This is a genomic window from Streptomyces sp. NPDC060232 (genome assembly GCF_042726555.1).
GTDB lineage: Bacteria > Actinomycetota > Actinomycetes > Streptomycetales > Streptomycetaceae > Streptomyces.
Map to the genome: position 1 here is coordinate 144,495 of NZ_JBHXAG010000005.1, position 25,372 is coordinate 169,866.

Below are 25,372 nucleotides of genomic sequence, written 5' to 3' on the forward strand. Positions count from 1 at the left end.
GGACACCCCCCGCACTGCTGCGGATTCACCCACGTGTCGGCCGGCAAGACATCGTGGACCCAGCGATCACAGTCGAAATGGAGAACTCAATGAGCACTTACGCCGACCCACTGGTCGACGGTGCAACCCCGATGACCGCGTACGAGGGGCAGGTATGGGACACGCTCAATGAGCACTGGCAGCGCCGTAACAACCGCCGGGGTCTGCCGAACTGGGCAAGCGCCGCGCTCGGTCGTACCGGTGAGGTCGCGGGAAACGCCGTGAGACGGGTCAAGGACGCTGTGCCGGAGGCGGTCACGGAACCGATCCGTCGCGCAGGCGACGCGGTCGCCGACACGGCCATGCGGCCGGCGCTCGCAGGCGCGGCAGCATTGCTCGAGCTGGTCAACGACTGGGCCATGGATCTCAACAACCCGAAGAACGTTGAGGAACTCGCCCGGAAGCACGGCTTCGAAATCGACAGTTTCTCCGAACTGCGGCAGCAGGACCTCCAGGTCTGCGACCGGCTGCTGACCCGCAACACCCTCAAGTGGCGAACCGCTGGCGCATTCGAAGGCGGAGCCATGGGCCTGCTGGCCATGGTCCCCGTAGCCGGTATCCCCGCCGCGATGACCGCGGACATCCTCGTCATCCAGGTTCTGAGCACGTCGATAGCAGCGCGCATCGCGTACTCCTACGGCTACGACGCCAAGGACCCCAAGGAGCAGGACTTCATTGAACGCCTTGTACAGCGGTCCTTCATGGCACAGGCGGCTAAAGCCAAGCCGTTGCGTGACGTCGCACGGGCAGCGGACGCGGTCAAGGGGCGCGTGAACTGGTCACAAAAGCTCCGCCAGGACCACCGTCTCCTGGCCGCCCTTGAGACGTTGATGCAGCAGCTGGGCCCGGCCGGCTCCAGGGTGCCCGTCAAGAGCGTCGCCAAGGTCGTGCCGTTCGTGGGCGTCCTCGTCGGTGCCGGCATGAATTCGGCGGTCCTCGGAGGCGTGGCCGCCGACGCCCAGCGGTACTGCCAGACCCGGTTCCTGTGCGACAAGTACGGACTGCCGCTACCGGCGGTACTGGCGACCGACCGGGACGACGACCCCCAGGCCAGCACCATGTAAGTGATGGCCGCCAGCCCATGCCCCCCGGCGGGGTGTCTGCGGAGTCGGCTGCGCCCCCTCGCCTCCGCGGCCGGTGTGCATGATTGCATGATGGAGCTGTCCTCCAAGGCCGCCGCGTCCTGCCGCCATCGGCAGGGGGCGACCGGCAGCTCGGCGCGGTGGTGGTCGGGCATCGCTCAGCTGCATCCCAGGGAGGGGCGCGGTGAATCGCCGGCCAGTCAGGTCGGCGGTGAGCACTGCCTTCCATATTGATCCACTGACTGTTCGTCACTATCTGGTTTGTGATATTTGTTTCAGCAGGTACGGGCGCATACCCGTGGCGGTGTTCCCCGGCACCGCAGGGAGGGCGCACATGAGCACCACCTGCGGGAGCTCCAGCGGTCGCGCGGTGGTCGGATGAGGGACATCGTCGAGACCATTTGGCGTGACCGGATGGAGCTGGTCACCGGCTCCCCCTCGGACATCCTCTTCGTGCAGGGCGGGTTCTGACGCCCCGGTGAAGTGCTGGCCCCGGCAACCAGGGGTACAACTCGCAGGAGCTCAACAAAGAGAGATAGGGCCGCCGGGAATCCACCCCTCGACGTATCCGGTGGTCAGCAGGACGATGCCCTCAGGGTGGATCTCCCGCCTCCGCCTGCGTAGGTCCGAGACACCCCATCGAGCGTGTGCGGGCGACCTCTGCTCGATTGCCGCCCCCTCGGCGTCGCTGATGCGGACGATGAAGACGCGTGCCGCCGTCACGCGGTCGAACTCCCAGTTGTCGCCGGCGCGCGACTGCCGGACTCCGTAGACGGAGCCGAAGCGTGGATTCGTCAATCCGAATTGCTCGTCCAGGAATCGGACAGCCGACTCCACGAATTGTGTTCCGCTCGTCATGCGGACCTGCGGGACGGTCCAGCCGCCGCAGCATCCACCGCACAGCAGGAGCCTGCGCTGGTCGTCCAGCAGAAGGAGATATGCGCGGCGATCGAAGCGGGGCCAGGGCACCCAAGGGGCAGCGTGTGGTGTCACGTCCCAAGCCTCACGTGCTGCTATTTGAGTAGCAATCCCTGCGGTGCCAGATGGGTGAGCTGACGTGTCCAGGGGGTCGGGCTGAGGTGCTCCAGCCAGCGCTCCAAGTGGCAGCCTGTGGAGGACGTGGGGCCTGGCGTGGCCTGCGCGAACCCGGAAGTCGTTGGGAAAAATGCCCTGGCGCGTTTGGTGGCCTGCCAGCGCATTCACCCTGATCTGCGGCGATCTGATTTCCCACAGATCCCACGAAGGCGGGGGCTTGTCGCGAACAGTGTCGGAGAACCCCGCTGGGGCCGCCTGGCGCGGACGGACAAACGTTCTGGCCAGCTTGCGTGCGTACGCGGAGCGGGCAGCGTCCTTACGGACACTTTCCCGGGCACACGCCTGGTAGCCGACTGACCGCTGACAGCCTAGCGGATCAGGCCGGCCGAGGTCGCCTCGATTGGCGTGCGGCTACCCCAGGCCCATCTCGGACCCTGTGACCTGCACGTTCAGGCGATGTCGCGTGTGTGGGGCCGCTGTCGGGACGGTGGCCGACTGCGAGACGTGGCCGTGGCGGCTGCGGCTCTCTCGGCGTTGACGAAGTGTGGGGGCGGGGTGGATCCCGGACGGCTGGTCAGCGTCACCCCAGGTCCGCCTTGGTGAGCGGTCGTCGGTCGAGTCCGGTCCTGGTCATCAGCGCCAGGAGCGCCGCGACGAGCGCGAGGGCGGCCAGGGTCGCGAAGAGGTGCGGGTAGCCGCCGAGAGGGCCGGCGAGGGCCGTGCCTGCCCAGGGGGCGAGGGCGGCCGCGATGTGGGCCGGGGCTCCGAGGAGGGCGGAGAGGCGGCCGTAGTGCGTCGTGCCCCATCGGTCGGTGACGGCTGTGGCGTGGAGGAGGGTGAGGTTGCCCCGGACGACGCCGGCCAGGATCGAGAGCAGGACCAGGAAGGACACGGGGCCCGGGACGAGGGCGAGTGCGGCGGTGGTCGCGCTGCCGAGGGTGATGAGGGTGACGGTGCGCGTCGTCACCGAGGTGCGAGCGGCCAGGCTCGCGTAGAGGGTCCGCCCGAGCGTCTGGCCCGCCCCGCCCAGTCCGAGTGCCCAGGCGGCCTCGGTGGGCGTGGCGCCGCGCTCGATGAGGAGCGGGATGAGGGCGATGACCACGGCGTACATGGCGAAGCTGGAGAGCGTGAACGCCGCGGCCAGGAGCAGGAAAGGGCGGCTGCGGGGTATGCGCGTGCGGTCGACGGTGGGTGGGGGCGGTGGGGCGGGCGGCCAGGGGGCGCGCAGGGCGAGGGCGTGCGTGGGGACGGTGATGACGGCGAGGACGACCGCCAGGACCGCATAGGTGGCTCGCCAGCTCAGGTGTTCCGCGAGGAGCGCGGTCAAGGGCGCGAAGACGGTGGAGGCCAGTCCGCCGGCGAGGGTGACGATGGTCAGGGCGCGGATCCGGTCGGGCCCCCACCAGCGGGTCAGCGCGGCGAATGCGGGCGGGTAGAAGGTGGCGGCCATGGCGGTGCCCGCGAGGAGCCAACCGAGCGTGAAAACGATCAGGTTGGGGGCGGTCGCGACGACCAGCAGGGCGAGTACGCCGACTGCCGAGCCGACCGTCATCACGGCCCGCGGGCCTCGCCGGTCGAGGATCCTGCCGATCGGGATCCCGGCCAGGCCCGAGATCAGGAGCGCGAGCGAGAACGCGGCCGTTGCCGCGTTGGTGGACCAGCCGGTCTCGGCGGTCAGGTGGGGGAGCAGGACGGGGAAGGCGTAGTAGACGATTCCCCAGCTGGTGATCTGCGTGGCACAGAGCGCGGGCAGCACGGCGCGCGGCCGCGCCCGGACCCCCGTCCCGGTCGCGGCCGTGTCGGCCTGGATGTGCTGCACGGTGGTCAGCAGCCGCCGGAGGAGGCCGGGGCGCCGATCGTGAGCGTGGCGGGGGCGGAGCAGCAGCCGCCACCGGTCGCTTCCGCGGGCTCGGGCTGGTCGAAGAGGCCGGCGCCGCCGCACACCCCGGTCTCGGGCAGGGTGAGCTCGACGCGCTCGGCGGCTTCCTGATCGCCGGCGAGGGAGGCGGCGACGGAGCGGACCTGCTCGTATCCGGTCATGGCGAGGAAGGCGGTGGACCGCCCGTAGCTCTTCATGCCGACGAGGTAGACATCCTTCTCCGGGTGGGAGAGCTCCTTCACGCCGTGGGGGTAGACCGTCCCGCAGGAGTGCTGGTTGGGGTCGATCAGCGGGGCCAGCTCCACAGGCGCCTGGAGGCGCTCGTCGAGGCCGAGGCGCAGTTCGGAGACGAAGGAGAGGTCGGGGCGCAGGCCGGTGAGGACGATGACCTCGTCGACCGGCTCCAGGCGGTGGCCGTCCTCCGAGACCAGGACCACCCGGTCGCCGTCGCGCTCGACGGCGCCGGTGCGGAAACCGGTGACGGCGTCGGCGTAGCCGTCGTCGACGGCTGCCTTGGCGGCGAGGCCGAGCGCGCCGCGGGCCGGGAGCTGGTCGGCGGCTCCGCCCCCGAAGGTCGAGCCGCTGATACCGCGGCGCAGGATCCAGACGGCGTGGGTGCCCGGCTCGTCCCGGGCGAGGTCGGCGAGGTAGGCGAGCGCGGTGAAGGCGGAGGCGCCGGAGCCGATGACCGCGGTGCGCTTGCCCGCGTAACGGGCGCGGACGGCAGGGTCCTTCAGGTCCGGGACGCGGTAGGTGATGCGGTCGGCCGCCGCCTTCTCGCCGAGAGCGGCGAGACCGCTGCCGCCGGCCGGGCCCGGGGTGGTCCACGTCCCGGAGGCGTCGATGACGGCCCGCGCCCGGACCTGCCGCTCGGCTCCGTCGGCGGTCTCGTAGTGGACGACGAAGGGCTGGGCGTCGCGGTCGGCGTCGACGATGCGGTCCCGTCCGGTGCGGGAGACGCCGGTGACCCGGGTGCCGTAGCGGACCTGCTCGCCGAGGACGTCGGCGAGCGGCTGGAGGTAGAGCTCGGCCCAGTCGCCACCGGAGGGGTACGTGGCCGGGTCGGGCTTGACCCAGCCCGTGGGGGCGAGGAGCTTCTCGGCGGCCGGGTCGACGACCTCGCCCCAGGTGGAGAACAGCCGCACGTGCGCCCACTCGCGTACGGCGGCGCCGGCTGCGGGGCCGGCCTCCAGGACGAGGGGTTCGATGCCGCGGTCGACGAGGTGGGCGGCGGCGGCGAGTCCGGCGGGACCGGCCCCGATGACGACGACAGGCAGCTCGGTGGTGGCGGGCGCGTTCACGGCGGGCTCCTCCTTTGTTTTGACATCTATCGATGCTTGCGTTTCCAGCATGGCACCTGCTTCGATGGGCGTCAACATAGACATTCATCAAATCGGAGGTTCTTGTGGAGCACGTGGACGTCGCGGTCATAGGGGGCGGCCAGTCGGGTATGGCGGCCGCGCAGGCACTCGCCCGGCGAGGGCGCGCGCCGGTGATCCTGGAAGCGTCGGATCGCGCGGCCGGGTCCTGGCCGCACTACTACGACAGCCTGACGCTGTTCTCCCCGGCTCGGTTCAGCGCGCTGCCCGGCATGCCGTTCGGCGGCGATCCGGATCGCTACCCGCACCGCGACGAGGTCGTCGCCTACCTGACCGCCTACGCCGACCGGCTCCAGGCCGACATCCGTACCGGCCTTCGGGTGGCCGCGGTCGCGGCGAACGGCGCCGGCTTCACCGTGGAGACGGAGGGTGGCGGGCGCCTCGCGGCACGCGCGGTCGTCGCGGCGACCGGCAGCTTCGGGCGCCCCCTCCGGCCGGCGCTGCCGGGTCTGGAGTCCTTCACCGGCCGGGTCCTGCATGCGGCCGACTATCGAGACCCGGCTCCGTTCGCCGGGCAGCGGGTCGTGGTGGTCGGGGCGGGCAACTCCGCGGTCCAGATCGCAGCCGAGCTTGCCCGGGTGAGCCGTACGACGCTGGCGACCCGGGTGCCGGTGAAGTACGCGGCCCAGCACCTGCTGGGCCGCGACCTGACCTATTGGCTGACCCGCAGCGGCCTGGACACCGCACCCCTGGGGCGCCTGCTGCGCACCCCGCCCGCCCAGCGCGTCCTTGACGACGGCCGCTACCGCGCTGCCGTGGACGCCGGCGCCCCGGACCGCCGCCCGGTGTTCCGGGGCCTGGGCGGCGAGAAGATCACCTGGGCTGACGGGAGCGTGGAAACGGTGGACGCCTTGATCCTCGCGACGGGCTATCGCCCCGACCTGCCCTACCTCGCCGGACTCGACGGCGCCCTGGACGCAGAAGGCCGGCCGCGCCATCGGGGCGGGGCCGCCCTCGGCCACCCCGGCCTGGCCTTCGTAGGCCTCGAATGGCAGCGCAGCCTGTCCTCGAACTCCCTCCGCGGGGTCGGCCGCGACGCCTCGCGGGCCGCCCGCCGCCTGGCGGCCTTCCTGGGCCGCACCTGAGGCGAGGGCGCCCCTGCCGAACTGGTTCGACGTGTGTCAACATAGATGTATGTCGAATGCGAAGGTTCTGCCGCTTCTGGAGCCCGAGGCCGTCGCGCCCTGCTGCCCGCCGCTGACCGAGCGCGCCATGTCCGCGAGCGAGGCCGAGATCGCGGCGAAGATGTTCAAGGCCCTCGGGGATCCTGTGCGTCTGCGCCTGTTCTCCGCCGTCGCCTCCCATGAGGGCGGGGAGGCGTGCGTATGTGACATCTCCGATGTGGGGGTGTCCCAGCCGACCGTCTCCCACCACCTGAAGAAGCTGAAGGAGGCGGGGCTGCTGTCCTCCGAGCGCCGCGGGACATGGGTCTACTACCGAGTCGAGCCTGCCGTGCTCGCTGCGATGGGGGCACTGCTGGTCGGAGCCGTTCGCGAGGGCTGAGGCCGGCGGGCCGGGTGTGCGCCGCTGGCGCCTCGCGCTTTCATCGATTATCGTCGATAAACGATGAAAGCCGTTCTGCCGCTCAGTGAAGAGGACGCCGGCACGTACGCGGGCTGGTTCAAAGCCCTGGCCGATCCCACCCGTGTGCGGCTGCTCGGCCTGCTGGCCGGCGAGGGCCGCGCGATGAGCGTGGGCGAGATCGTCACGCGGGTGGAGGTCGGCCAGTCGACGGTCTCCCACCACCTCAAGATCCTCGCCGAGGTGCGGTTCGTCCTCGCCGAAAAGCAGGGCACCTCGACCCTCTACACGGTCAACCGCACCTGCCTGACCGTCTTCCCGCGCGCTGTACGCGCGATCCTCGGCGAGGAGGCGCCCGCTGGTGGCTGCTGACCTCGCCATCGTGGCGATGGAGCCTGTGCACGCGCAGGGCGTACTCGCGATCTACCAGTGCGGGATCGACGAAGGCAATGCCACCTTCGAAGCAACCGCCCCGACCTGGGCTGCGTTCGACGCCGCCAAACTGCCGGACCACCGCTTCGCCGCGGTGGACGAGAGCGGCAAGGTGCTCGGCTGGGTCGCCGCGGCCACGGTCTCGGACCGGTGTGCGTACGCGGGCGTCGTCGAGCATTCCGTGTACGTCGCCCCGGGCGCCCGCGGCCGGGGCGTCGCCCGCGCCCTGCTTGAGGCGCTGATCGCCTCGACCGAAGCGGCGGGTGTCTGGACGATCCAGTGCGGCGTCTTCCCGGAGAACACCGCCAGCCTCGCCCTCCATGAGCGCGCCGGCTTCCGGGTCATCGGTACCCGTGAACGGATCGGCCGCCACCACGGCACCTGGCGCGACGTGGTCCTGCTGGAGCGTCGGAGCCCGCGCATCAGCTGAGAGCCCCGACGGCGTACGGGGACCCACGGCCCCGGGTCCGCCGGGCAGTACCCGGAGCTCAGGACCGAAGGAGATCGGCGATCCCGCGGGTGGCTTCGCGTGCCGTGCGGCCGACGCCGACGAGGGTGGCGGAGGCCGGGCCGGCCCAGCCGCCTCAGCCCAGAAGGTGGATCCGCGGGTCCGGTCGGTGTCGCGGCGTCGGCCTCGCGCTGCCGCGCTGCCGCGCTGCCGGGGGTGCCGCGTTGCCACTGCCGCCTGGAGGAGCTCGTACGTACATACGACCAGGTGCGGGGCCTGGTGGGCCGGGGTCGGGGGCCTCATCGGGGAACTGATCCGCTGACTATTCGTTACCGTCCGGTTTCTGATAGTTGTTTCAGCGGGGCACGGGCGCACGCCCGTGGCGGTGTCCCCCGGCACCGCAGGGAGGACGCACATGAGCACCACCACTCGGGATGAGATCCTCGTCGGCGAGCAGCGGGCAGTGGACCACGCGTACGACTGCTACACCGCGAAACTGGCTGAACTGAGCGGCACTTCGGCCGCCACCGCCTCGGCGAGCGGCAAGGACGGGATCGCCAACCGGGCGGAGGCGCAGGCTCGGGCGGAGGCCTACGGAGGGCTCGGCGACGAAGCGCTGGTTTTCGCCCGCGTCGACGCGCCGGAGGACCCGGGTGAGGCACCCCGGCCGTGGTACATCGGGCGCCGGGGCGTGCACGACGCCTCGCACGAGCCGGTGGTCCTGTTGTGGACCAGCCCCCTGGCGAAGAAGTGGATCGAGACCCGGCCCGAGAAGCCGGGCGAGGTGGTCCTGCGTCGACAACTCCGCTGCGTGCAGCGGATCGTCGAAGGCTACTTCGACGAGATCTCCCTGCAGAAGCCCGCACCCGGGCCCTTGGCCGTACCCGGGCCGGCCGCGGCGCCGGAGCCAGCCGCCGTACCCGAGCCCGCCGGCGTCCCGGAGCCCGAGGCCGCCGCGGTCCCGGAGCCCGAGGCCGCCGGCGTGCCGCGGCCCCGGCGGGCCGCCGACGACAGCGCGACGCAGGAGGCGGACGCGCCCCACGCCCCGGAGCGTACGGCGGCCCCCACGCCCGGCGATGTCCTGCGGCGGCAGCGGCCAGAGGCGCTCCAGCCGGACGACTTCCTGCTGCGGGAGCTCCAGCGGTCGCGCGGCGGCCGGATGCGCGACATCGTCGAGACCATCCGGCGTGACCAGATGGAGCTGGTCACCGGCTCGCCCTCGGACATCCTCTTCGTGCAGGGCGGCCCCGGTACCGGCAAGTCGGCGGTCGGTCTCCACCGGGTGACCTGGCTCGTCAACAACGAGCACTTCAGGGCCCAGGACATCCTCGTCATCGGCCCCCACCAACGGTTCCTCGACTACGTCGGACAGGTCCTCCCCACCCTCGGCACCCGGGACGTCAACGCCGTCCAGCTGGACCGCCTGTGGGAGGGCGAGGTCCTCGGCACCGACTCCCCGAAGGCACGCCTCGTGAAGTCGGACGAACGCATGGCGGCCGTGCTGCGGCGCCGCGTCGAGAGCGACTACCGCCCCGAAGCTCTCGACGCCCTCGCCGTCGCTCCCTCTTTCGAGGGTGACGAGCCCGCCGTCGTCGTCACCGCAGGCAGTACGACCCTGCGGGTGCCCACGTCCGAGGTCCTCGCCCTCCTCGACCGCGCCCACTCCGGCGACGGCCCCTTCCGGGAGCGCCGCGAGCGCCTCCGCGGGCTCTTCGTCGACCGACTCCTCCAAGAGCTCGCCGACATCGCGCCGCGCCGCGGGCAGGCCGGCAACATCCGCCGCGACCTGGAACGCAACCGCCGGGTCGAGCGCCTCGTCGAACGCGTCTGGCCGTCCCCCGGCCCCCGAGAGGCCCTGCGCAGCCTCTACGACTCGGCCGACCTCCTGCGGGACTGCGCCGACGGCATCCTCGACGAGGACGAGCAGGCGGCCCTGTTGCGGGCCCGCGCTGCCAGCGCCGACGCCGATCCGTGGACCCTTGAGGACCACGTCTGCCTCGAAGAGCTCCGCGTGCTGATCAGCGGTGACACCCCACCGCGTTACGGGCACATCGTCGTCGACGAGGCGCAGGACCTCACGCCCATGCAGGCCCGCTCCTTACGGCGGCGCTGCGCCGTGGGCGGCTCCATGACCGTCCTCGGCGACCTCGCGCAGGCGACGGGAGCCCACATTCCGACGAGTTGGGACCTGCTCGGCGCGCTCCTCTCCGACCACGGCGACTGGAGCGTTGCCCAGCTCGACACCAGCTACCGCGTCCCCGCCGAGATCATGGAGTTCGTCGCCCCTCTCGCCGGGGTGATCGCCCCGACCCTGCCGTATCCGCAGGCGGTCCGTGAGGCGGGGGCGGACGCCGTACGGACCGTGGCGACCGAACCGTGGAAGCTGCTCGACGACACCGTCGCCCACGTGGCACGACTCGTGCACACCAGTGACGGGAGCACCCCCCGATCCGTTGCCGTCCTCGTCCCCGACGACTCGGACTGGCTGGAGGCCATCAACCGCCGGATCGACGAGGGCAGCGATATCGCCGAGCAGGACCGCGAGGCCGTGTACGTCCTGGCGGCCACCCAGGCCAAGGGCATGGAGTACGACCACGTCCTGGTCGTCGAGCCCGCCACGATCGCCGACCGCGGTCCCGCCGGGCTTCGCCAGTTGTACGTGGCCCTCACCCGCAGCACCCAGAGCCTGACCGTCCTGCACACCGCACCGCTGCCGGAGGCGCTCACCCGTGCCGGGGACGCCGAGGCGCCGACGGTGCCCGGCAGTCACCCGGAGGGCGCGGGGCCCGCACGGCTTCCCCGGATCGGCAGTGATGTCCGGGTCGAGGTCGTGGACCGGGCCCCGGGAGGCCGCTACAAGGTCAGGCCCCTGTCTCCGAGGATCGACCGACCGCTGGTCCTCACGGTCCGCCATGGGTCGGTTCCCCCGGTGCGGGGCGAGAAGCTGGACTGCTGGGTGTTCGCCAACGAGACGACGCAGACGGTGCTTGCCGCTGACCAGCGCGGTCGGTCGCCCGTCTCGGAGCGGATGGCAGGGCGCTACCTCGCGGCACTGGACGTTCTCGAAGAACTGGCCGCGAACGAGGGCGACGTTCCCGACGCCCGCATCCGTCTCTCCGAACTCCAGGGGATGGCCAACCGCATCCTCCGACGGGACCAGGCCGACTGGGTCGACGTACTCCATCTGTTCGGCGATCCGGACAGGGAACGGCTCGGGGTTCTCCGCGATCTCGCCGCCACGACCAACCGTGCGCTCAAGGAAGGCACCTTCGAGCGGGGCCGGCTCGCGGCGGGGCTGGCGGCTTCCGGCTGGGCGGGGCCCCTCGCTGCGGCGCGGCGAGAGCTCCAGGAGCGCTTCGGCACGGCGCCGAAGCCGAACTCCGGCGGCACCGTCCCCGCCGCCATGACGCAACCCGATCAGAAGGAAGAAGTACAGATGACCACCGCGGACACCACCCCCGCAACACCGGCTGCGGCCACGAAGGACGGCTTCCTTCGCGTACTGGAGGCGGCCGCCGAGACCGACCGCGCGTGCCGGAAGCACGAAGCGGTGCGTCACGCGCTGAAGGCGTCACTGCTCTGGGCCGACCTCCAGCCGGCCGACTCACCGGTGGTCGACGTCAGCTGCGTCACCCGGCACGGTCTCTTCCTCTACGAGGCCCTGGGCGCAGGCTGCTCCACCTATGCGGACCTGCGATCGGGCGCGACCCGCCTGCTAGAGATCAACCACACGCTGCCCTCGCCGGCCGACGGTCTCTACCTCGTCCTCTCCGAACCGCCCGCCGAGGACTGGGCTGCGGACACGATTCGCGACGTGTTCCGCGTCAACGTCATGTGGCGCAGCCCCGCCGGCTGGGGTGGCGAGACCGTGGCCACCGCATTCGGTTCCTCCGGCTGAGCACCTGCCCGGCGGCAACGGCGGCGCCGTGGAGGTCCTTCGAGCCCCTTCACGAGCGGGCCGGTGGACATCGTCGTGCGCCTCGCCCGGCAGCCGGTCTGCGCCGACGAGGCGGCCCGGCGGAGATCACCCTGCTGGAGCCGCGCTCGTCCCTGCCCGTGTGACAGCCGCCTCCGAAGGGGCCGTGCCCCGGGAACGGCCTGTACGGCTGTTCCCGGGGCACGGGCGCGGGAGGGCGCGGGCCGCCCGGCGGATCAGTCCTGCTCGTAGAGGCCGAACATGTCGACCACGAGGTGCGTGCGGTCCCAGCCGCGGTTCCAGAAGTCGATGACGCCGGTCTTGCCGGTGCTCGCCTGGACCAGGTTCGGAACGGTCTGGCCCCACGTCCAGTTCAGGTTGGAGGAGTTCGGCGGGGTCGGCCACTTCGCGGTGTTGTTCTTGTACTGCGCCCAGGTGTTCGGGTCCGGGGCGACCGTGAGGTGCCCGCTGCCCTGGGTGTCGGTGACCGTGGCGTTCAGGACGAACGCCGTGACCGTCGGATCGCCGTCCGCCAGCGGCAGCCAGCGGTAGTCCTGCCCCTGGACCGGGAAGTCGTACTTGCGTGAGTCGTGCAGACGCGTCGGCGTCGTCGGCAGGTAGGCGGCCTTGCTGTTGGGGCTGTAGTAGCCGACGACGTCCACGATGACGTCGGCCGGGTCCCAGGAGCCGTTGCGGACGCTGATCCTGCCGTCGGGGCCCACCGGGACGATCACCGAGTTCGCGATGGTCTGACCGGCCGTGAAGTTCACGTTCGACGTGTCCGGTGCCGACTGTCCGCTCGGGAAGACGGTCAGGTGTCCCACGCCGCGGGCAGCCGTGGCGGTGACGTTGAGGGCCACCGCGGTGACGCCGTTCGCCGGGATCGCGCCGTTGCCGGCGACCTGGAGTTCGAAGGTGCTCTGCCCGGCGACCTGACCCCAAGTGCCCTGGCCCGTACGGCTGTCGGCGATGCGGAACGGGTCCAGGGAGGTGTAGCCGCCGGCGCCGGATGAGCGGCTGAAGTATCCGGTGACGTCCGCGAGCAGGTCCACCTCGCCGTGGCTGCGGTTGACGAGCTCGACGTAGCCGTCCGCGCCCACGGGCACGATCGTCATGTTCGGCACGGTCTGACCCGCGACGAAGTTGACGTTCGAGGTGGTCGGCTGCGCCGTGCCCGACGGATAGGCCGTGATGTGGCCTGCGGAACGGGGGCTGACGACCGTGACGTTGAGCGCCACGGCGGTCGCGTCGGCCGGTATGCCGCTGTTGCCGCCGACCTTCACGCGGGCCACGCCGTACGGGGTGACCGGGTAGGAGCTGCCGCCGATGCCCGAGCGGGTGTCGAGCAGCCGGGTCGGTGCGTGCGGGGTGAACTTCGAGCCGGCGGCCTGGACGTCGACGCTGTTGGTGGCGGTGACGTTGTTGTCCTGGTCGGTCAGGGTGACCGTGACCTTGTGGTTCCCGACCTCGGCGAAGGTGTGCTTCGAGGTCAGCAGCTTCGCCCCGGTGACGTGCTCGGTGTCGGTCTTGCCGTCGCCCCAGTCGATGTCGACCCGGACGGGGGCGCCGGCGGCGGTGGTGATCCGGGACGCCAGGCTGAAGCCGTGCGCCGACGTGGCCGAGGCGCGCAGGTCGACGGCGAGGCCGGCGTTGCCCTTCGCGGCGTCGGCGGCTCCGGCGGCCCCGGCGGCCTGCGGAGCGGCCGCCGCCTTGCCGGACGTGCGGACCGTACGCTCCGCCGGGCTGTGGAAGACGGCCTGCTTCGTCGATGCGGCCTTGGCGGCATCCATCGCCGCGGCTGCGCTCCCCTGGCGCGCCGCGGGCTGGTCGGCGGCCTGGGCCGCGGTCGGTACGAAGCCGATGGCTGCTGCTACGACGGCAGCCGAGATCATGACGCGGTGACGCTGCACCGGTCCCCCCTTTTTTTATTGAACCAGTTCAGAAGTAGAGCGCGTTCAGAGTACACATACCGATAGGTCGATGCGAACATGTTTTCGAAATGCGTGAACGTCCTGTCGAGAGGGACGACAGGGCGTTCGTGGTGGTTGCACCGAAAGTGATCGACTTGATCGCGGACCCGGCGCCCCCTGCGCCGGGTCGGTCGTAGGCGGGATCTCGTCCCGCGGTCCGGCGCCGACGGCGCCGGACGTCCGGTACGTGCGGGTTTCGGCGCCCGTCGCAGGTCGCTTTCGAGCCGTTTGTATTTGGCTTGAAAGGCTGTGTTCTGGTGGCGAGAAATAGCCGTTCAGGGGTGACGAAGAAACGGAACCGGGTCATCCCGGATGGGTGTGAGATGTGGCCGATTCGTGTGGAGCGTTCGTAATGCGGAGATTCCATCTCGACACCTCAAGGGTTGCTCAGAAGAGAGTTGAGCCGCTTGACTCGATCTAGGTACCCCATGAAAGATCTAGGGGTGCGGAGGGGGGCTGCACGGTGCAGGCCGGTTGTTCGCATCCCCTTCGTGGCGCAGAGGTCTACCAGGGGGAATACCGTGAAGTTCCAAGTGCTCGGACCGGTTGAGATAGAGACAGAGGACGGGATTCAGGTTTCGCCGAGAGCGCTCAAGCTCCGCTCCCTGCTGGCCTATCTCTGTGCCCACCACGGCGAGGCCGTGTCCTCCGGCCGGCTCATCGAGGCCCTGTGGTCGGGCGCTCCACCGCAGACCGCCTCCACCGCCCTGCACGTCTACGTGTCCAAGCTGCGCAAGCACCTCCAGAGCCTCGATCTCGACGCGGCCGCACTCATCACCACGCAGCCGCCCGGATACAAGCTCCGTCTCGTCGGGTGCGATCTCGACGTCTATGAATTCGACCGGCTGCTCGGAATGGCCCGGGAATTCCGCCGGGAAGGTGCACGGGAAAAGGCTTCGAAAACATTCGAGCAGGCCATTTCCTTGTGGCGCGGGCAGGCCCTGGAGGATCTGCGCGGCATTCCGGCATTCGAATCCCTCGGCCGCCGGCTCGACGAGCGCCGCTCCTTCGCGCACGAGCAGCGTTTCGAGCTCGAACTCGAACTCGGAAACCACAAGGCGCTCGTGGGCGAGATATACGCGCTGCTGGATGACCGGTCGACGTGGGAGAACCTTTTCGCCTACCTGATGGTGGCGCTCTATCGCAGCGGGCGGACCGCCGAGGCGCTGGCGACGTACAGCAGGGTCAGGCGGAACCTCGTCGAGGACCACGGCATCGAGCCCGCCCCCCGCCTGCAGCGCCTTCAGCACGCGATCTTGACCCATGCCCCGTCCCTGGACGACTGTGGCGCGGATCAGCTGGTGGGCGTGAGCGCCGCGTGAGCGCGGTCGGCCCGCTGCATAGGGTGACCGTGGGTCAATCCGGATCCGGGTCAGGGTCCATGGAACGAGGAGAATCACTGATGGTCGGGTCCCGCGTGCTTTCCTTCGGGCACTATCAGCCGTCAAAGATTTTGACCAACGCCGATCTGGAGCAAATGGTCGAGACCAGCGACGAGTGGATTCAGAGCCGGGTCGGGATCAAGACCCGCCGGGTGGCGGCCGAGGACGAGTCGGTTTCGGACATGGCAGCAAAGGCCGCTGCAAACGCTCTGGCGAATGCGGGCCTCACCGGAGCGGACATAGATTTCGTCATCGTCGCCACCTGTACGGCGCAGGACCGCTCTCCCAACATGGCGGCCCGCGTCGCCGCGGCTGTCGGCGCGAAGGCTCCGGCTGCCATTGACGTGAACACGGCTTGTTCTGGATTTCCACACGCAATGGCGCTGGCGGACCAGAGCATCCGGACCGGCTCCGCCACCAAGGCCCTGGTGATCGGCGTGGAGAAGCTCACGGACTTCGCCGACTGGACCGACCGCACCACCTGCGTGCTCATCGGCGACGGAGCCGGAGCGGCCGTCGTCGTCGCCTCCGAGGAGTCCCTCATCAGCCCGGTCGTGTGGGGCTCCGTACCCGAGATGGGGCACGCCGTGCGCATCGAGGCGCCGTCCCACACCTTCTCCCAGGAGGGGCAGTCGGTGTACCGCTGGGCCACCACCGCCCTGCCGAAGGTCGCGCTCCAGGTGTGCGAGCGGGCCGGGGTCAAGCCCGAGGACCTCGGCGGCGTCGTCCTGCACCAGGCCAACCTGCGGATCATCGAACCGCTGGCCCGCAAGATCGGCGCGGTCAACGCCGTGATCGCCAAGGACGTCGTGGACTCCGGCAACACCTCCGCCGCCAGCATCCCGCTGGCGCTCTCCAAGCTCGTAGAGCGCGGTGAGATCGAGAAGGGGTCGCCCGTACTGCTCTTCGCGTTCGGCGGCGGACTGTCCTACGCCGGCCAGATCATCCACTGCCCGTGACCGGGAAGGACGACGTGACCACGGTGAAGTCCTCCTCCACCGCCCCCTGGTGGCCGCTGCTGCGGCTCCAGGGGGCGGCGGTCGCGCCCCGGCTGCGCCTGCTGGTGTTCCCGCACTCCGGCGCCGGCCCCAACACCCTCTTCCCCCTCGTCGAACCGCTCCCCGACGACGTCGAAGTGCTCGGGCTGTCGCTGCCCGGGAGGGAGCGCCGCTTCGGCGAGACCCCCGGCTGCCGCCTCGACGAGGTCCTCGACTCCGTCACCGACGAGGTGCTCGGCCGGGACCCGCTGCCCACCGTGGTCTTCGGCCACAGCCTCGGGGCGCTCCTCGCCACCCGCGCCGCGCACCTCCTCGGCCCGCACTGCCGTGCCGCCGTCGTCAGCGGCCAGGTACCCGGCCGGACCACGCGCCGGGCGCACGCCACCAGCAGCGAGGAGGACGCCGTCCGGCTGCTGCGCGACGGTGGTGGCACCCCCGAGTGGGTCATGCAGGACCCGGACATGCTCGCCCACGTCACCCGCGTCCTGCGCGCCGACATCGACCTCAGCCGGGAAGCGGCCTCGGGGTTCGAGGACATACGCCTCGACGTGCCCCTGCACGTCCTGGGCGGCACGGCCGATCCGCTGGTCCCGCACGAACCGCTGGACGGCTGGGCCGACCACACCACCGGCCCCTGCCGGGTCCGCCGCTTCGACGGCGACCACTTCTTCCTCCTCGCCGACGAACACCGCGGCGCGGTCGTGGACACCCTGCGCGAGGCCCTCGCGCACTGACCGGCCGGCACCGGCCGCCGCCGGGGGACACCCCCACGGCTGCGGCCGGTCCCGCATGCCCCGTCCGTCACCCCGTCCGTGATGCCCCGCCCGTCATGCCCCGTCCATCTCGGCGCCCAGGTGGGCGGCCAGGGCCACGGCCGTCGGGTGGTCGAAGGCCGCCGTCGCGCCCAGCCGCACCCCGGCCTCGGAAGCGAGCCTGCCGGTCAGCTCCAGCGCGGTCAGCGAATCCAGGCCCAGCTCCCAGAAGTCGCGGTCCGCGGCGACCGCCTCCGCACCGGCGTGCCCCAGTACCTCGGCGACCCGGCGGCGCACGATCTCGACGAGTTCCGCCCGCCGCTCCGCCGGCGGCAGCCCGCGCAGCGCCTCCCGCGCGGAATCCACCCCCGAGGCCCCGGCCGGGGCCGCCTCGCCGCTCAGGGCGAGGCCCCGCAGCAGCGCCGGCAGCCGACGCCCGTCACCGCGCAGCGCGCCGGGTGCCAGGGCGACCGGTGCGACGACCGCCGCGTCGCCCGCGCAGGCCGCGTCGAACAGTTCCAGGCCCTGCTCCGCCGAGAGCGGCGCCAGGCCCGTCCGAGCCATACGGGCCAGGTCCGCCGCCCCGAGCCGGCCGCCCATCCCCGCGCCGCCCCACAGCCCCCAGGCCAGGGACAGGCCCGGCAGGCCGAGGTCCCGCCGGTGCAGGGCGAGCGCGTCCAACTGGGCGTTGGCAGCCGCATAGTTGGCCTGTCCGGCGCCGCCCAGCAGACCCATGACGGAGGAGAACATCACGAACGCCCGCAGTGGCGCACCCTCCGTCAGGCGGTGCAGGTTCAGCGCCGCCGCGGCCTTGGCCGCCAGCACCCGCTCCAGCCGGCGCGGGGTGAGCCCCGCGATCGTCGAGTCGTCGGTGATCCCCGCCGCGTGCACCACGGCCGTCAGCGGCCGGTCGGCCGGTACGTCCGCCAGTACGGCGGCCAGCGCCCCGGCGTCGGAGGCGTCGCACGCCACGACGGTGGCCGACGCCCCCAGCTCCGCCAGGGCGGCGACGAGCCGCCCGGCACCCGGGGCCCGCGGCCCGCTCCGACTGAGCAGCAGCAGGTCGCGTACCCCGTGACGGCGCACCAGGTGCTCCGCCAGCAGGGCGCCGAGGGCGCCGGTGCCACCGGTGACCAGCACCGTGCCGGGCGCGCCCCACGCGGTCGCGGCCGGCTTCAGACCGCCGCCGTCGCCGCCGGTGACGGCCCGGGTGAGGGCCGGGTGCAGTACGGCGCCCGCCCGGATCGCGGACTGCGGTGCGCCGGAGGCCACGACCGAGGCCAGGGCCCGCGCGTCGACGTCCTCGTCCGCTGCCACGTCGACCAGGACGAACCGGCCGGGGTGTTCGGTCTGCGCGCTGCGCACCAGCCCCCACAGGGCCGCGCCGGCCAGATCGCAGACCTCGTCCGCGGCCGTCGCGGCGACGGCGCCGGAGGTGACGAAGACCAGCCTGCTGTCGCCGATCCGGGTGTCGGTCAGCCACTCCTGGAGCAGCAGCAGGGTGCGCTGGGCGGCGGAGCGGGTCGCGTCCGCGGTGTCCGGGGCCTCGCCGCGGGCCGTGACGAACACGACGTCCGGGACCTCCCGCGCCGCGCCCAGGCCCCCGTCCAGGGCGAGCAGGTCCACGAACGTGGTCACCGCGACGTCCCGCGCCTTGAACGCCGTGGCCAGCCCCAGGCTGTCGGACCCCAGCACCGCCCAGCGCCCGCTGCCCGCCGCGGGCGCCGACTCCGTCCCCGACTCCTTCGCCGGCGCCGGCGACCAGTCGAGTACGAGCAGGCCCGCGGCCGGGTCGTCCCCGGCCGGGCGGGACCGGAACACGACGGACTCCGCTGTCAGGACCGGCCGCCCCCCGCCGTCCGTCAGCTCCAGCGCGAACGTGCCCGCGCCAGGCCCCGACTCCAGCCGCACCCGGGCGGCGCCGGCTCCGGGGCTGTGCACCCGGACACCGCGCCACACGAAGGGCAGCAGGACGTCCCGGCCGCCCGAGTCGAGGCAGTCCACCAGGAAGGGGTGGAGCGCGGCGTCCAGCAGCGCGGGGTGCGCCGCGAAGGCGGTCGCCGCGGGCCGCTGCCCTTCGGGCAGGGCCACCTCGGCCCACAGCGCTCCGCCGGTGCGCCCCATCGACCGCAACCCCCGGAAGCCCGGCCCGTACGCGAACCCCAGGCCGGCCAGCCGCTCGTACGTGCCGTCCGGGAGCCCGTGCCCGTGCCCCCCGGCCGCATCCACCGGCGCGGCGGCGGGTGCCGGCTCGTCCTGCGCCGCCGGAGCCTGCAGCAGGCCGCCGGCGTGCTCGGTCCACGGCTCCCCGCGGTCCGCGCCGGCCGGACGGGAGTGCACCGTGACGGTGCGCGTGCCGTCCGGGCCGGGGGCCCCGACCTGGCAGCGCAGGTCCACCGCGGTGCCCGGGCTCAGCGCGAGCGGGCGCCGCAGCACCAGTTCGGCGATCCCCGCGGCCCCGACGGCGGCCCCGGCCTGCAGGGCGATCTCGACGAAGGCGGTCCCGGGTACCAAGGCCGTGCCCTGCACGACGTGGTCGGCGAGCCACGGGTGGCTCTCCGTCGACAGTCGCGAGGTGAACAACAGGCCGTCCTGGGCGGGCAGTTCGATCTCCGCGCCGAGCAGCGGGTGGCCGCTCGCCCCGATGCCCGCCGCGGCCAGGCCGCCGCCGGCCGGACCGGGCAGCGGCAGCCAGTACGCGGAGCCGCGGAAGGGATAGGCCGGCAGGTCCACCCGGCGCGCCCCGCGTCCGGCCAGGACCCGGTCCCAGGCCACCGTGGTGCCGCGCACGTGCAGTTCGGCGAGGGCGCCGAGCAGCGTGGCCGGCTCCGGCCGTCCCCGCCGGGCCGCCGCGGCCAGTACGGTCGCCCCCGGCTCGGCCAGGCACGCGCGGGCCATGGCGCCGAGCACGCCGTCGGGACCCAGTTCCAGGCAGGCCCGTACGCCGTCCCCGGCGAGCGCGGTCATCCCGTCGAGGAAGCGCACCGGCAGGCGGACGTGCTCCACCCAGTAGTCGGCGGTGCACAGCTCGGCGGCGGACACCGGCCGCCCGGTGCGGTGCGACACGACGGGGATCCGCGGCGGGTGGTAGGTCACCGATCGGGCGACGGCGGCGAACCGCTCCAGCATCGGCTCCATGAGCGGCGAGTGGAAGGCGTGGCTGACGTTGAGGAGCTTGCCGCGCCGGCCCGACTCCCTGCAGCGGTCCAGGATCTCCCGTACGACGTCCTCGTCCCCGGACACCACGACCGAGCGGGGGCCGTTGACGGCGGCGATGCCCGCGACGTCCTCGTGCCCGGCGAGCAGGCCGAGCACCTCGTCCTCGGGCGCGTGCAGCGCGGCCATGGCGCCGCCCTCCGGCAGCTCTCCCATCAGCCGGGCCCGGGCCGCGACCAGCGCACAGGCGTCGGGGAGCGACAGCACACCCGCCACATGGGCGGCGGCGAGCTCGCCGACGGAGTGCCCGAGCAGCCGGTCGGGGCGCAGGCCCCATGCCTCGACCAGCCGGAAGAGCGCGACCTCGAAGGCGAACAGCGCCGGCTGCGTCCACTGCGTACGGTCCAGCAGCGCGGCCCCGGCGGTGCCCTCCGGGGCGAACATGACGGTGCGCAGCGGTCCTTCGAGCAGGCCGTCGAGGTGTCCGCACACCTCGTCCAGCGCGCGGGCGAACACCGGGAACGCCTCGTACAGCTCGCGGCCCATGCCGGGGCGCTGGCTGCCCTGCCCGGTGAAGAGGAAGGCGAGCCGGCCGGGTGCGGAGGCGGCGGTCCCCCGGTGGACGGACGTGGCCGCCGTGCCGTCCGCGAGGGCCGTCAGCGCCGCCGTGAACTCCTCGTGGCCGGTGGCCAGGACGACCGCGCGGTGCGCCAGGGCGGCGCGGCCGGTGGCCAGGGAGTGGGCGATGTCGGCCGGTGCGGGCGGCTGCCCGCCGGACACCGCGTCGCGCAGCCGGGCCGCGCTCTCGCGCAGCGCGTCCTCGTCGGCGGCCGACAGCGGCCAGGCGAGGAGTCCGCCGGCCGGCACCGGGGCGGCCGGCGGTTCGGCCGCGGGCACCGGGGCGGGCGGCTCCTCGACGACCACGTGCGCGTTGGTGCCGCTGATGCCGAAGGAGGAGACGGCGGCCCGGCGCGGGGCGCCGGCCGCCGGCCAGGGCCGGTGCTCCTGCAACAGCCGTACGGCGCCCGACGACCAGTCGATGTGCGGTGAGGGGGACTCGGCGTGCAGGGTGCGCGGCAGCAGGCCGTGGCGCATCGCGAGGACGGTCTTGATCACCCCGCCGACCCCGGCCGCCGCCTGGGTGTGGCCGATGTTGGACTTGAGGGAGCCCAGCCACAGAGGGGAGTCGCCCGGCCGGTCCCGGCCGTAGGTGGCCAGCAGCGCCGCGGCCTCGATCGGGTCGCCGAGCACGGTGCCCGTACCGTGGCCCTCGACCGCGTCCACCTCGTGCGGGGCGAGCCCGGCGGCGCCGAGGGCCGCGCGGATGACCCGCTCCTGGGAGGGGCCGTGCGGGGCGGTCAGCCCGTTGCTGGCGCCGTCCTGGTTGGTGGCGGTGCCCTTGACGACCGCGAGGACCGGGTGTCCGTGCCGGCGCGCGTCGGAGAGCCGTTCCAGCAGCAGCAGGCCGGCGCCCTCGCTCCAGCCGGTGCCGTCGGCGTCCGCGGAGTACGCCTTGCACAGGCCGTCGGCGGCCAGTCCGCGCTGGCGGCTGAACTCGGTGAACATGCCCGGGTTGGCCATGACGGTGACGCCGCCGGCGAGCGCCGCGTCGCATTCGCCGCGCTCGACGGCCTGCGCGGCCAGGTGCAGGGAGACCAGGGAGGACGAGCAGGCGGTGTCCACGGTCAGCGCGGGCCCCTGGAGGCCCAGGACGTAGCTGATCCGGCCGGATATGACGCTGGGCGCGGAGCCCGTCAGCAGGTGGCCCTCGGCGTTCCGGGGGGCCTCGTGCAGCGGGGGGCCGTAGCCGGAGGGCATCGCGCCGACGAACACGCCGGTGCGGTGGCCGCGGACGGACCGCGGGTCGATACCCGCCCGCTCGAAGGCCTCCCAGGCCAGTTCGAGCATGATCCGCTGCTGCGGGTCCATCGCGAGGGCCTCGCGCGGGCTGATCCCGAACAGGGTCGCGTCGAAGCGGGCCGCGTCGGAGAGGAAGCCGGCCCGGCGGGCGTACGTGGTGCCCGGGCGGGCGGGATCGGGGTCGTGGAGGGCGTCCAGGTCCCAGCCGCGGTCGGCGGGGAACTCCGACATGGCGTCGCCGCCCTCGGTGACGAGCCGCCAGAGGTCGTCGGGGGAGCCGACCCCGCCGGGGTAGCGGCAGGCCATCGACACGATGACGACGGGGTCGCCGTCCTCCCGGGCGTCGAGGTCCGCCGGTGCGTCCGCGTCCGTCGGCGCCCCGGCGGCGGCCGGTGCGGCGGGCTCGCCCGCGGGGCCGTGCGCGCGGCCGCCGTCCAGCTCCCGCAGCCGCCGCGCCGTGGCGTCGGGTGTGGGGAAGTCGAAGAACAGGGTGGCGGGCAGCCGCAGGCCGGTGGCCTCGGCGAGGCGGCGCCTCAGCTGCACCAGGGTCAGGGAGTTGAAGCCGAGGTCGCGGAAGGCCCCGTGCGGGTCGACGTCCGCCGGGTCCGCGTACCCGAGCAGCGCGGCCGCGTGGCCGAGTACGAGGTCCAGCGGGTCCGCGCCGGTCACGTCGGCGGCCGGTGCCGCAGCGGGCGCCGGCCCGACCGGGTCGGCCGGCCCGGCGGGTACCGCGGTCGCGGTGCGGGGCCGCGTACGCAGCCAGTGCCGGCGCCGCTGGAAGGGGTAGGTGGGCAGCGGGACCCGGCGGCCCCCGGCGGCCCGGGCCACCTCGGCCAGGTCCGCCGCGGCGCCGCCCGCGTGGGCCTCGGCCAGGGACAGCAGGAAGCGGTCCAGGCCGCCCTCGTCGCGGGCGAGCGTGCCCACCACATGGACGTCGGCGCCGACGCCGGCCCCGGCTCCGGCCGGGCGCGACTCCAGAGTGTCGGCGAGCCCGGCGGCCAGTACGGCGTGCGGGCTGACTTCGACGAACAGGTCGAAGCCGGCGTCGAGCAGGGTCTGTGCGGAGCGGTCGAAGCGCACGGTGTCGCGCAGGTTGCGGTACCAGTAACCGCCGTCGAGCGCGCGGGTGTCGAGGAACTCCCCGGTGGTGCTGGAGCAGTAGGGGACGCGGGCCTCGCGGGGCCGGATGCCGCTCAGGGCCGTGCGCACCTCGTCGGCGATGGCCTCGACCTGCGGGGAGTGCGAGGCGTAGTCGACCGGGAGGGTGTGCGTGCGGACGCCGCCGTCCTCGCAGGCCCTACGCAGGGCGGCGAGCGCCCCCGGGGATCCCCCGGCCACGGCCGACGAGGGGCCGTTGACCACGGCAAGGGCCAGCTCGCCCGGGTGCCGGGCGAGCAGCGGCTCCAGCTCCTGCGGGGACAGGGCCACCGACATCATGCCGCCGGTGCCCGCGAGGCGGACGATGGCCCGGCTGCGCAGGGCGACGACGCGGGCGGCGTCCTCCAGCGAGAGCGCCCCCGACACGCAGGCGGCGGCGATCTCGCCCTGCGAGTGGCCGACCACCGCGTCCGGCTCCACGCCGTGCGCGCGCCACAGGGCGGCCAGCGACACCATCACCGAGAACAGCACGGGCTGGACCACGTCCACCCGGTCCAGGCCGGGCGACCCCGGCGTGCCCCGCAGGACCTCCGTCAACGACCAGTCGGTGTACGGCGCGAGGGCCCCGGCGCACTGCTCGATGGAGGCCCGGAAGACCTCCGAGGTCTCCAGCAGGTCCAGCGCCATGCCCTCCCACTGCGAGCCCTGGCCGGGGAAGACGAAGACCGTACGGGCCGGGCGGCGGACCCGCCCGCGGAAGAGACCCGGCGCGGGGCGGCCCTGCGCGAGGGCCTCCAGCCCGGTCAGGAACTCCTCCCTCGCGCCCGCCACGAGCACGGCCTGGTGTTCCATCCGGTCGCGGGTCGCGGCCAGCGCGTAGGACACGTCGGCGGGGGTCAGGCCCAGGTCGGCGGCGAAGCGCTCGCCGAGCGCCCGGGCCTGGTCGCGCAGCGCGGCGGTGCTGCGGGCGGAGAGCACCCACGGCACGACGGCGCCCGCGGCGCTCTCGCGGGCCGGGGCGGCCGCGGGTCGCGGCGGTGCCTGGCCGATGACCACGTGGCAGTTGGTGCCGCCGACACCGAACGAGCTGACCCCGGCCAGCCGGGGGCGGCTCCCGCCGGGCCACGCGCCGTGCTCCCGCTGGACGGTGAGCCCCAGCCGGTCCAGGGGTACGAGGTCGCTCGGCCGCTCGAAGTTGCGGCTGCGGGGGATCTCTCCGTGCCGGACGCTGAGAGCCGCCTTGAGCAGCCCGGCGATGCCCGCCGCCCCTTCCAGGTGGCCGATGTTCGTCTTGACCGAGCCGACCCGCAGCGGGCCGACGGCCTCACGGCCGGCCGCGAACACACCGCCGAGCGCCTCGGCCTCCAGCCGGTCGCCGCGCGGGGTGCCGGTGCCGTGGAGCTCGACGTAGCCGATGTCGCGGGCCGCGACGCCCGCCTGGCGCAGGGCGGCGCGGATGACGCCGCCCTGCGCGTCGGGGTTCGGCACGCCGAGTCCCTCGCCGCGTCCGTCGTTGTTGACCGCGCTGCCGTGGATGACGCAGACGATCTCGTCCTCGTCGGCGAGCGCCCGGTCCAGCGGCTTGAGCAGGACGACGGCGGCGCCCTCGCCGCGTACGAAACCGTTGGCGCGGGCGTCGAAGGTGTAGCACTCGCCGTCCGGGGAGAGCACCCCGAACTGCGAGGCGCGCACGGCGCTCTCGGGGATCAGGTTGAGGTGCACGCCGCCGGCGAGCGCGAGCTCGGACTCGCCGCGGCGCAGGCTCTCGCAGGCCAGGTGGACGGCGACCAGGGAGGAGGACTGGCCGGTGTCCACCGTCATGCTGGGGCCGGTCAGGCCGAAGGTGTGGGAGAGGCGGTTGGCGACGAGCGCCCGCTGCAGACCGGTGAAGGCGTACGGGCCGATCGCCTCCGGGCCCTGCTGCGCGAGCAGCGCCTCGTAGTCGGCTGCGATGGCGCCGACGAAGACGCCCGCGGCGCTGCCGCGGACCTCCGAGGGGCGCAGGCCGGCGTTCTCGAAGGCCTCCCAGCCCAGCTCCAGCACCAGCCGCTGCTGCGGGTCCAACGCCTCGGCCTCCAGCGGGGAGATGCCGAAGAACTCCGCGTCGAAGCCGGCGACGTCGTCGAGGAAGCCGCCGCGCCGCGTGTTCACACGGCCCGGCCGCCGCGCGTCCCCGTCGTAGAACTCCTCGGCGTCCCAGCGGTCGGCGGGGACGTCCTTGACGCCGCTCGCCCCGTCCCGCAGGAGGCGCCAGAGGTCCCGCGGCCCGGCCGCGCCCGGCAGGCGGCAGGCCATGGCGATCACGGCGATCGGTTCGGCCGGCGCATGCCGCTCCGGGTGGCCGGCTGTGGTCCCAGGCTTGCTGCTCATCGCTCTCTCTCGTCCGCTCGTCCGCGCTCGTCTGTTCCGCCCGCCGGCCCGCCGC

At 73.1% G+C, this 25,372-nt stretch carries 14 protein-coding genes and 2 pseudogenes; 10 read left to right on the forward strand and 6 right to left on the reverse strand.

Annotated features, from left to right (window positions below; all coding sequences use genetic code 11):
- Window positions 1-89 precede the first annotated feature (89 nt).
- Both ACFWFZ_RS10515 and ACFWFZ_RS10520 read left to right on the forward strand, forming a co-directional pair.
- Window positions 90-1,103 (forward strand): EcsC family protein, encoded by a 1,014-nt coding sequence (locus ACFWFZ_RS10515; RefSeq protein ID WP_387119555.1) that lies wholly within the window; start codon window positions 90-92, stop codon window positions 1,101-1,103.
- Window positions 1,104-1,391: 288 nt separating this feature from the next.
- Window positions 1,392-1,586, forward strand: a pseudogene (locus ACFWFZ_RS10520) (hypothetical protein); the annotation flags it as partial.
- 57 nt (window positions 1,587-1,643) lie between these two features.
- On the opposite strand, the gene ACFWFZ_RS10525 reads toward ACFWFZ_RS10520, so the two are convergent.
- From ACFWFZ_RS10525 to ACFWFZ_RS10535, 3 genes are all read right to left on the reverse strand, one after another.
- A complete protein-coding gene (locus ACFWFZ_RS10525) occupies window positions 1,644-1,979 on the reverse strand; it encodes a hypothetical protein (RefSeq protein ID WP_351585152.1) in 336 nt (111 codons plus the stop codon).
- A 757-nt stretch (window positions 1,980-2,736) separates the two neighbouring features.
- Window positions 2,737-3,975 (reverse strand): MFS transporter, encoded by a 1,239-nt coding sequence (locus ACFWFZ_RS10530; protein WP_387119559.1) that lies wholly within the window; start codon window positions 3,973-3,975, stop codon window positions 2,737-2,739.
- A gap of 5 nt (window positions 3,976-3,980) precedes the next feature.
- Entirely contained in the window at window positions 3,981-5,336 is a 1,356-nt protein-coding gene (locus tag ACFWFZ_RS10535) for an NAD(P)-binding domain-containing protein (protein WP_387119562.1), read from the reverse strand.
- A 104-nt stretch (window positions 5,337-5,440) separates the two neighbouring features.
- On the opposite strand from ACFWFZ_RS10535, the gene ACFWFZ_RS10540 reads away from it, so the two are divergent.
- The 4 genes from ACFWFZ_RS10540 (at window position 5,441) to ACFWFZ_RS10555 (ending at window position 7,797) form a co-directional block, all read left to right on the forward strand.
- A complete protein-coding gene (locus ACFWFZ_RS10540; RefSeq protein ID WP_387119564.1) occupies window positions 5,441-6,499 on the forward strand; it encodes a flavin-containing monooxygenase in 1,059 nt (352 codons plus the stop codon).
- A gap of 49 nt (window positions 6,500-6,548) precedes the next feature.
- On the forward strand, window positions 6,549-6,917 hold the full coding sequence (locus ACFWFZ_RS10545; protein WP_387119567.1) for an ArsR/SmtB family transcription factor: 369 nt from the start codon (window positions 6,549-6,551) through the stop codon (window positions 6,915-6,917).
- A 63-nt stretch (window positions 6,918-6,980) separates the two neighbouring features.
- Window positions 6,981-7,307 (forward strand): ArsR/SmtB family transcription factor, encoded by a 327-nt coding sequence (locus ACFWFZ_RS10550; protein ID WP_387119570.1) that lies wholly within the window; start codon window positions 6,981-6,983, stop codon window positions 7,305-7,307.
- A gap of 16 nt (window positions 7,308-7,323) precedes the next feature.
- Entirely contained in the window at window positions 7,324-7,797 is a 474-nt protein-coding gene (locus tag ACFWFZ_RS10555; protein ID WP_387119963.1) for a GNAT family N-acetyltransferase, read from the forward strand.
- 58 nt (window positions 7,798-7,855) lie between these two features.
- On the opposite strand, the pseudogene ACFWFZ_RS10560 reads toward ACFWFZ_RS10555, so the two are convergent.
- Window positions 7,856-7,978 (reverse strand): annotated as a pseudogene (locus ACFWFZ_RS10560) (pyridine nucleotide-disulfide oxidoreductase); the annotation flags it as partial.
- A 252-nt stretch (window positions 7,979-8,230) separates the two neighbouring features.
- Between ACFWFZ_RS10560 and ACFWFZ_RS10565 the strand changes: the two are divergent.
- Window positions 8,231-11,713 carry a HelD family protein gene (locus tag ACFWFZ_RS10565; protein WP_387119573.1) on the forward strand — a complete coding sequence of 1,161 codons (3,483 nt, stop codon included), beginning with the start codon at window positions 8,231-8,233 and terminating at the stop codon, window positions 11,711-11,713.
- 254 nt (window positions 11,714-11,967) lie between these two features.
- Here the strand turns inward: ACFWFZ_RS10565 and ACFWFZ_RS10570 are convergent, their stop codons facing one another.
- Entirely contained in the window at window positions 11,968-13,641 is a 1,674-nt protein-coding gene (locus ACFWFZ_RS10570) for a PKD domain-containing protein (protein WP_387119577.1), read from the reverse strand.
- Window positions 13,642-14,222: 581 nt separating this feature from the next.
- Here ACFWFZ_RS10570 and ACFWFZ_RS10575 point away from each other — a divergent pair.
- The 3 genes from ACFWFZ_RS10575 to ACFWFZ_RS10585 all read left to right on the forward strand — a co-directional run bounded on the left by ACFWFZ_RS10575 (window position 14,223) and on the right by ACFWFZ_RS10585 (window position 16,815).
- A complete protein-coding gene (locus tag ACFWFZ_RS10575) occupies window positions 14,223-15,023 on the forward strand; it encodes a BTAD domain-containing putative transcriptional regulator (RefSeq protein ID WP_387119580.1) in 801 nt (266 codons plus the stop codon).
- An 80-nt stretch (window positions 15,024-15,103) separates the two neighbouring features.
- On the forward strand, window positions 15,104-16,042 hold the full coding sequence (locus tag ACFWFZ_RS10580) for a beta-ketoacyl-ACP synthase III (protein WP_387119583.1): 939 nt from the start codon (window positions 15,104-15,106) through the stop codon (window positions 16,040-16,042).
- Window positions 16,039-16,815, forward strand: a complete 777-nt coding sequence (locus tag ACFWFZ_RS10585; protein ID WP_387119586.1) for a thioesterase II family protein — start codon at window positions 16,039-16,041, stop codon at window positions 16,813-16,815. The genes ACFWFZ_RS10580 and ACFWFZ_RS10585 overlap by 4 nt, the downstream gene beginning before the upstream one ends.
- A gap of 93 nt (window positions 16,816-16,908) precedes the next feature.
- Here the strand turns inward: ACFWFZ_RS10585 and ACFWFZ_RS10590 are convergent, their stop codons facing one another.
- Window positions 16,909-25,317: a type I polyketide synthase gene (locus ACFWFZ_RS10590; RefSeq protein ID WP_387119589.1), complete on the reverse strand. Its 8,409-nt coding sequence runs from the start codon at window positions 25,315-25,317 to the stop codon at window positions 16,909-16,911.
- Between the last annotated feature and the right edge of the window lie 55 nt (window positions 25,318-25,372).

Bases quoted from the DNA above. Each gene is read 5' to 3' on its own strand.
- ACFWFZ_RS10515 (WP_387119555.1), top strand. From the start codon at position 90: ATGAGCACTTACGCCGACCCACTGGTCGACGGTGCAACCCCGATGACC.
- ACFWFZ_RS10525 (WP_351585152.1), bottom strand. From the start codon at position 1,979: ATGACGAGCGGAACACAATTCGTGGAGTCGGCTGTCCGATTCCTGGAC.
- ACFWFZ_RS10545 (WP_387119567.1), top strand. From the start codon at position 6,549: ATGTCGAATGCGAAGGTTCTGCCGCTTCTGGAGCCCGAGGCCGTCGCG.
- ACFWFZ_RS10550 (WP_387119570.1), top strand. From the start codon at position 6,981: ATGAAAGCCGTTCTGCCGCTCAGTGAAGAGGACGCCGGCACGTACGCG.
- ACFWFZ_RS10555 (WP_387119963.1), top strand. From the start codon at position 7,324: ATGGAGCCTGTGCACGCGCAGGGCGTACTCGCGATCTACCAGTGCGGG.
- ACFWFZ_RS10565 (WP_387119573.1), top strand. From the start codon at position 8,231: ATGAGCACCACCACTCGGGATGAGATCCTCGTCGGCGAGCAGCGGGCA.
- ACFWFZ_RS10580 (WP_387119583.1), top strand. From the start codon at position 15,104: ATGGTCGGGTCCCGCGTGCTTTCCTTCGGGCACTATCAGCCGTCAAAG.
- ACFWFZ_RS10590 (WP_387119589.1), bottom strand. From the start codon at position 25,317: ATGAGCAGCAAGCCTGGGACCACAGCCGGCCACCCGGAGCGGCATGCG.